This window comes from Pseudomonas sp. HMSC065H01, assembly GCF_001815235.1.
In the GTDB taxonomy this organism is placed as follows: Bacteria; Pseudomonadota; Gammaproteobacteria; order Pseudomonadales; family Pseudomonadaceae; genus Pseudomonas; species Pseudomonas aeruginosa.
In genome coordinates, this window is record NZ_KV819845.1 from 1 (window position 1) to 6,563 (window position 6,563).

Sequence of the window (6,563 nt, forward strand, 5' to 3'; positions counted from 1 at the left end):
CAGCGGCATGTCGCCGATCTCGTCGAGGAACAACGTGCCGCCCTGGGCCACCTGCAACTTGCCTGGCCGGCCCTTGCGCTCGGCACCGGTGAAGGCCCCCGGGGCGGTACCGAAGAATTCGGCCTTCAGCAGGCTTTCCGGGATCGCCGCGGCGTTCACGCTGACGAAGGCCTTGTGCGCCCGCGGCGAAGCGCTGTGGATGGCGTGGGCGAGCAGTTCCTTGCCGGTGCCGGTCTCGCCGAGCAACAGCACCGGCGCTTCGCTGGCCGCGCCACGACGGGCGCGGCGCTTGACTTCCAGGCTGGCCGGACTGGTGCCGACGAAGTGGCTGAAGCTGTACTTGGCCTGGCGCGCCTGCAATTGCGAGCGGGTCGAGGCCAGTTCGCGCTGCATGCTCAGGTAGCGGGTCACCAGCGGCGACAGCGAACGCAGTTCGTCGAGCAGGGCGAAGCCGATGGCGCCGATCACTTCGCCGGCGTCGTCGTGGATCGGCAGGCGCATCACCACCAGCGGGTCCTTCGCGCTGTCCATCATGTCCAGCAGGATCGGCTTGCCGCTGCCTACCACTTCGCGCAGCAGGCTACCGGGGATCACGCTTTCGCAGGGCCGGCCGATGGCCTGCGCCGGGTCGGCGAGGCCGAAACGCTGGGCGTAGCGCTGGTTGATCCAGACGATGCGGGCCTCGCGGTCGACGATCACCGTGCCTTCGCTGGAGCCTTCGACGATCTCGAACAGCGAACGGATCGCCTGCTGGCGTACGCGTTGGTAATCCTGGAGGCTGTCGGCGTCGTTCATCGGCGGCTCCTGCGGCGGACGGCGAAACGGCCCGCCACTGTAGCCGGGAAGCCGCTCGCGGTGAAGGCTCAGGATTCCTCGACGGCCAGCGCGGCGGCGCTTTCCCGCTGCGCCTGGGCGGCGGGCGAGCGGACCTGGAGGATCAGTAGCGCGGCGAGCCCGGCGGGAATCGCCGCAAGCATGAAGATGTTCTCCACGGATATGTGCATGCCCAGCAGCAGGCTGCCGAACAGTGGGCCGAGGATCGAACCGAAGCGGCCCACGCCCAGCGCCCAGCCGGTGCCGGTGGCGCGTACCTGGGCCGGGTAGAAGTTGCTGGCGAAGGCGTTCAGGGTCAACTGCCCGCCGATGATGCAGAAGCCGGCGGCGAAGACGAACGCCAGCAGCCAGCGCGGCTGGTCGTGGTTGAGGCCGAGGAGCAGGGTGAACAGCGCGGCGCCGGCGAGAATCGCCGCCAGCAGGCGGACCTTGCTGCGCAGGCGGTCGGCGAGCCAGGCCAGGAGCATCGCGCCGAGGGTGCCGGCGAAGAGGAACATCGAGGTCGCCAGGTTCGCCGCATTGCGTGTCAGGCCGCTTTCCTGGAGCAGCGAGGGCAGCCAACTGACCATGAAGTAGAGCAGGATCAGGCTGACGAAGAAGGTCGCCCAGAGCAGCAGGGTCGGCCGCGCGTAACCGTGGCGGAACAGCTCCAGCACGGTCAGGCTCGCCGCCGGCTCGGCGTCGGCCTGTGCCGGCGGCGGCTGCCAGCCCGGCGCCATACGCTCGCTGAGCTGGCGCAGGCGGGCATAGGGCGGTGCGTCGCGGAGCAGGCGCGGCAGCGACTCCGGGAGGAACAGGAGGAGGAAGGGGAACAGCAGCAACGGGGTGACGCCGCCGGCGAGGAACACCGCCTGCCAGCCGAAGCCGTCCATGAAGGCGGCGGCGACGAAACCGCCGGCGGCGCCGCCGAAGGAGAAACCGCAGGCCGCCAGGGTGACCATCAGGGTACGCAGGCGCGGTGGCGAATACTCGGCCATCAGCGCCATGGCACTGGGCATCGCCCCGCCCATTCCGATGCCGCAGACGAAGCGCGCCAGCATCAGGCTTTCCAGGGAACCGGCGAAGACCATCAGGACGGTCAGGCTGGCGTAGATCAGCACGCAGCAGAGCAGCACCCGGCGGATGCCGAAGCGGTCCGCCAGCGGCGTCACCAGCAGCGAACCGACGGTCAGGCCGAACAGGTTGGCGCTGAACACCGGGCCGAACGCGGCCTTGTCCAGGCCCCATTCCTGGGCCAGGGTCGGCACCACGTAGCCGAGCACCTGGGCATCGTAGCCATCGGTGACCAGCAACAGGGCGAGGAGCAGCAGCAACAGCCACTGGTAGCGGGACACGGGGCGCGCGTCGAGCGCCGCGCGAAAGCTGGCGATCTGGTTGTGCATCGCAAGGTACCTGAGGTTCTTATTGGTGATGGGGCGTCCGGCGGACGCCCCCCTTTATCTTCAGGAGCGGGACTCTGCGGTCCCTCAGGCGGCCGGGGTGTCCGGCTGGTTGGCCGGATGGGCCTGGCGGAACGCCGGATGGGCGGCGGCCAGGTCGGCGACCCGGCGGATCCGTGGCCAGGCGTCCAGCGCCACGCCGAAGCGCTCGGCGGCGTAGAGCTGCGGGACCAGGTAGACGTCGGCCAGGCCCGGCCGGTCGCCGAAGCACCAGCCCTGGTTGCCGATCAGTTGCTCGACGGCGGCGAGACCCTGGCCGACCCAGTGGCCGATCCACTGCCGGACCTGCTCTTCGTCGTGGCCCCACTGACGCAGCAGGTTGAGCACGCTGGCGTTGTGCAACGGGTGGATGTCGCAGCCGACCAGCGCCGCGACTCCGCGCTCGCGGGCGCGGCGCAGCGGATCGCTGGAGAGCAGGGCGGGTTGCGGGTAGCGCTCCTCGAGGTACTCGATGATCGCCGGCGACTGGATCAGCAGCTCGCCCTCGTCGACCTGCAGGGCCGGTACGCGGCCCTGCGGGTTGAGCGCCAGGTAGGCGGGTTGGCGGTGTTCGCCGCCGTCGCGGACCAGGTTGACCGGCAGCGACTGGTAGTCCAGCCCCTTCAGCGCCAGGGCGATGCGCACCCGGTAGGAGGAGGTGGAACGGTAGTAGGTATAGAGCTTCATCCGCGCGCCCCCGGAAGGGCCGCGAGCACCTTGCCGCGACATTCGCCGAAACCGATCGAGACATGTCCCTCGCGCTTGCAGCGAGCGCGGAGGATGACCTCGTCGCCGTCCTCGAGGAAGCGCCGGGTCTCGCCGGAGGCCAGTTGCACCGGCTGCTTGCCGCCAGCGGTGATCTCCAGCAGCGAGCCGAACTGGCCGGGCTCGGCGCCGGACAGGGTGCCGGAGCCGAACAGGTCGCCGGGCTGCAACTGGCAGCCATTGACGCTGTGGTGGGCGACCATCTGCGCCACCGTCCAGTACATGCTCAGGCTGTTGCTCAGGGTCAGGCGCTGCGGCGGCAGGCCTTTCTCGCGCAGGCCCTCGGTGAGCAGCAGGACCTCCAGCTCGATGTCGAAGGCGCCGTGGGCCTGGTCGTTGTCGTCGTAGAGATACGGCAGCGGCCGCGGGTCGCCTTCGGGGCGCGCTGGCTGGGCACGGCGGAACGGCTCCAGGGCTTCGGCGGTGACCACCCAGGGCGAGACGCTGGTGATGAAGCTCTTCGACAGGAACGGGCCGAGCGGTTGGTATTCCCAGGCCTGGATGTCGCGCGCCGACCAGTCGTTGAGCAGGCAGAAGCCGGCGATGTGCTCGGCGGCGCGGGAAACCGGGATGGCTTCGCCGAGGGCGTTGCCCTGGCCGATCCAGATGCCCAGCTCCAGTTCGTAGTCCAGGCGCGCGCAGGGGCCGAACACCGGCTCGCTGGCGCCGGCCGGCAGGGTCTGGCCGTTGGGCCGGCGCACTTCGCTGCCGGAGACGCGCACGGTCGAGGCGCGGCCGTGGTAGCCGATGGGCACGTGCTTGTAGTTGGGCAGCAGTGGGTTGTCCGGGCGGAACAGCTTGCCGACGTTCTCGGCATGGCGGATGCCGACGTAGAAGTCGGTGTAGTCGCCGATCCTGGCCGGTAGGTGCATTTGGCACTCGGCGGCCGGATGGAGCAGTTCCGGGCGCTCCGCGGCGCCTTCGCCGAGCAGCTCCAGCAGGCGCTGGCGCAGCGCCACGCGGGCCGGCTTGCCGAGGGCGAAGAAGGCGTTCAGCGCGCCGCCGCGGGTGGCTTCGGCGGCTTCGCCGGCGGCACCCTCGAACAGCCCGGCGGCCAGCGCCGCGTCCAGGTCGAGGATCGAGTCGCCGATGGCCACACCGCAACGCGGGCTCAGGCCGGCACGGCTGAAGATGCCCAGCGGCAGGTTTTGCAGGGGAAAGTCGGCATGCCCATTGGCGGAGGCGACCCAGCTACGAGTGGGGGTTGGCTGGTTCATGGGGTTATCTCCGTTGCGGGTTGAAGGTGGATACGAGCGACGCCCAGCAGGCATCGTAGTCATTCTGCAGGGCCGGCGTCTCGAGGGCGGCACGGCTCGGCCGGAGGACCTGGCTGGTCTCGAACATGAAGGCCATGGTCTGGTCGATCCTGTGCGGCTTGAGGTCGGCGGCGATGGCCTTGTCGCAGCTTTCCGCGTCCGGGCCGTGGGCGCTCATGCAACTGTGCAGCGAGGCGCCGCCGGGCACGAAGCCGCCGGCCTTGGCGTCATAGGCGCCCTGGATCAGGCCCATGAATTCGTTCATCAGATTGCGGTGGAACCATGGCGGACGGAAGGTGTTCTCGGCCACCATCCAGCGCGGCGGGAAGATCACGAAGTCGATGTTGGCCAGGCCGGGGACGCTGGTGGGGGAGGTCAGCACGGTGAAGATCGACGGGTCCGGGTGGTCGAAGCTGACCGTGCCGATGGTGTTGAAGCGGCGCAGGTCGTACTTGTAGGGCACGTTGTTGCCGTGCCAGGCGACCACGTCCAGCGGCGAGTGGTCAAGCTCGCAGGCCCACAGCTCGCCGAGGTATTTCTGCACCAGTTGCAGCGGCTGGCGGCTGTCCTCGTAGCGCGCCACCGGGGTCAGGAAGTCGCGCGGATTGGCCAGGCCATTGCTGCCGATCGGGCCGAGGTCGGGCAGGCGCAGCGGCGCGCCGTGGTTCTCGGCGATATAGCCGCGTGCCTCGCCGTCGAGCAGCTCGACGCGGAACTTCATCCCGCGCGGGATCACCGCGATCTCCAGCGGTTCGACTTGTAGCGCGCCGAGTTCGGTGCACAGGCGCAGACGGCCCAATTGCGGGACCAGCAGCAGTTCGCCGTCGGCGTCGTAGAAGCAACGCTCCATCGAGCGGTTGGCCAGGTACTGGTAGATGCTCACGCCGGCGGGCTTGTCGCCGGGCGCGTTGGCGGCCATGCGCAGCAGGCCGTCGAGGAAGTCGGTGGGCTGCTCGGGCAGTGCCAGCGGGTCCCAGCGCAGGCGGTTGGGAGTCGGCGCATCCAGTTCGGCACCGGCGATCTGTCGTTCCAGGCGGCGGAACGGCGGATGCTTGGCCGACGGCGTGATGCGGTACAGCCAGGTGCGCCGGGCCTCGCTGCGAGCCATGGTGAAGGCGGTGCCGGAGAGCAGTTCGGCGTACAGGCCGTAGGGCGCTTTCTGCGGGGAGTTCTGGCCGACCGGCAGGGCGCCGGGGAGCGCTTCGCTGCTGAATTCGTTGCCGAAGCCCGATTGATAGGCGAGGGCAGTGGAGTCGAGGTTCATCTGAGGCCTCCGGGGAGTGGGGGCAGCTTGCCGCCGATCCGCCGAGGACCTGGCACGCTGGCTGCGTTATTTTTATCGTAATTCAATTACGCATAACGTAATTTGAGTGGAAAGCAGCGTCAAGCTATAACGTCGGCCCCGCCCGCAGGAACCCGCGTCCATGGAAAAGAACAGCAGTCCCGCCGAAACCTCCGGCAAGCAGAAGGTCCGCTCCGCCGAAGTCGGTACCGATATCCTCAAGGCCCTCGCCGAACTCTCCCCGGCGACCTCGCTGTCGCGCCTGGCGGAGCATGTGGGGATGCCGGCGAGCAAGGTCCATCGCTATCTGCAGGCATTGATCGCCAGCGGCTTCGCGGTCCAGGACGCCTCCACCAATCATTACTCGCTGGGGCGCGAGGCCCTGCGCGTGGGCCTGGCGGCGCTGGACAGCATGGACGTGCTGAAGAGCGCCGCCGCGCCGCTGGCCGAGCTGCGCGACGTGCTCAACGAGACCTGCTTCCTCGCCGTCTGGGGCAACCGTGGCGCCACCGTGGTACAGGTGGAACAGGCGGTGCGCGCGGTGACGGTGGTCACCCAGGTCGGCTCGGTGCTGCCGCTGCTCGGTTCGTCCACCGGCCTGGTGTTCGCCGCGTTCCTGCCGGAACGCGAGGTGGCCGAGCTGCGCGAGGAAGAGTTGGCCGGGCGCACCGACCATCCGCTGGCCGACCCGGCGACCTACGCGGTGCTCCTGGAGGGCATCCGCGCGCGCGGCCTGCATGCGATCCATGGGCTGCTGATGCCTGGGGTGGAGGCGCTCTCGGCACCGGTGTTCGACGCCCGCGGGCGGGTGGCGGCGGTGCTCACGGTGGTCGGCCCGGCGAGCATCTTTCAGGCCGAGGAGCAGGGGCCGGCGGCGGAACGGCTGCTTGCGACGACTCGGGCTATCAGTTGGCGGATGGGGTATGACGGCACCCAGGGTGGATGACGCAGTCTCCGAGCCTGGGCGCGACGTCGGGTAGGGCGGATAACCGCTCGCGGTTATCCGCC

The 6,563-nt window shown here is 69.3% G+C and carries 5 protein-coding genes and 1 pseudogene; 1 reads left to right on the plus strand and 5 read right to left on the minus strand.

All coding sequences use genetic code 11. The annotated features are described in order from the left end of the window. From hbcR to hmgA, 5 genes and pseudogenes are all read right to left on the minus strand, one after another. Nucleotides 1–795: pseudogene (hbcR, locus tag HMPREF3014_RS04780) on the minus strand (sigma-54-dependent transcriptional regulator HbcR); the annotation flags it as partial. Between the two features lie 68 nt (nucleotides 796–863). Then, nucleotides 864–2,216, minus strand: a complete 1,353-nt coding sequence (locus HMPREF3014_RS04785) for an MFS transporter (RefSeq protein WP_003088580.1) — start codon at nucleotides 2,214–2,216, stop codon at nucleotides 864–866. 84 nt (nucleotides 2,217–2,300) lie between these two features. Next, nucleotides 2,301–2,939 carry a maleylacetoacetate isomerase gene (maiA, locus tag HMPREF3014_RS04790; protein ID WP_016561820.1) on the minus strand — a complete coding sequence of 213 codons (639 nt, stop codon included), beginning with the start codon at nucleotides 2,937–2,939 and terminating at the stop codon, nucleotides 2,301–2,303. Beyond that, nucleotides 2,936–4,234: a fumarylacetoacetase gene (gene fahA / locus HMPREF3014_RS04795; protein WP_003100400.1), complete on the minus strand. Its 1,299-nt coding sequence runs from the start codon at nucleotides 4,232–4,234 to the stop codon at nucleotides 2,936–2,938. Before fahA ends, maiA begins: the two co-directional genes overlap by 4 nt. A 4-nt stretch (nucleotides 4,235–4,238) precedes the next feature. Next, nucleotides 4,239–5,537, minus strand: a complete 1,299-nt coding sequence (gene hmgA / locus HMPREF3014_RS04800; RefSeq protein ID WP_003100397.1) for a homogentisate 1,2-dioxygenase — start codon at nucleotides 5,535–5,537, stop codon at nucleotides 4,239–4,241. A 160-nt stretch (nucleotides 5,538–5,697) separates the two neighbouring features. On the opposite strand from hmgA, the gene HMPREF3014_RS04805 reads away from it, so the two are divergent. Then, nucleotides 5,698–6,501 (plus strand): IclR family transcriptional regulator, encoded by an 804-nt coding sequence (locus tag HMPREF3014_RS04805; protein ID WP_016263551.1) that lies wholly within the window; start codon nucleotides 5,698–5,700, stop codon nucleotides 6,499–6,501. Nucleotides 6,502–6,563: the final 62 nt, after the last annotated feature.

Coding starts and splice junctions, on each gene's coding strand:
- HMPREF3014_RS04785 (WP_003088580.1), bottom strand. CDS start 2,216: ATGCACAACCAGATCGCCAGCTTTCGCGCGGCGCTCGACGCGCGCCCC.
- maiA (WP_016561820.1), bottom strand. CDS start 2,939: ATGAAGCTCTATACCTACTACCGTTCCACCTCCTCCTACCGGGTGCGC.
- fahA (WP_003100400.1), bottom strand. CDS start 4,234: ATGAACCAGCCAACCCCCACTCGTAGCTGGGTCGCCTCCGCCAATGGG.
- hmgA (WP_003100397.1), bottom strand. CDS start 5,537: ATGAACCTCGACTCCACTGCCCTCGCCTATCAATCGGGCTTCGGCAAC.
- HMPREF3014_RS04805 (WP_016263551.1), top strand. CDS start 5,698: ATGGAAAAGAACAGCAGTCCCGCCGAAACCTCCGGCAAGCAGAAGGTC.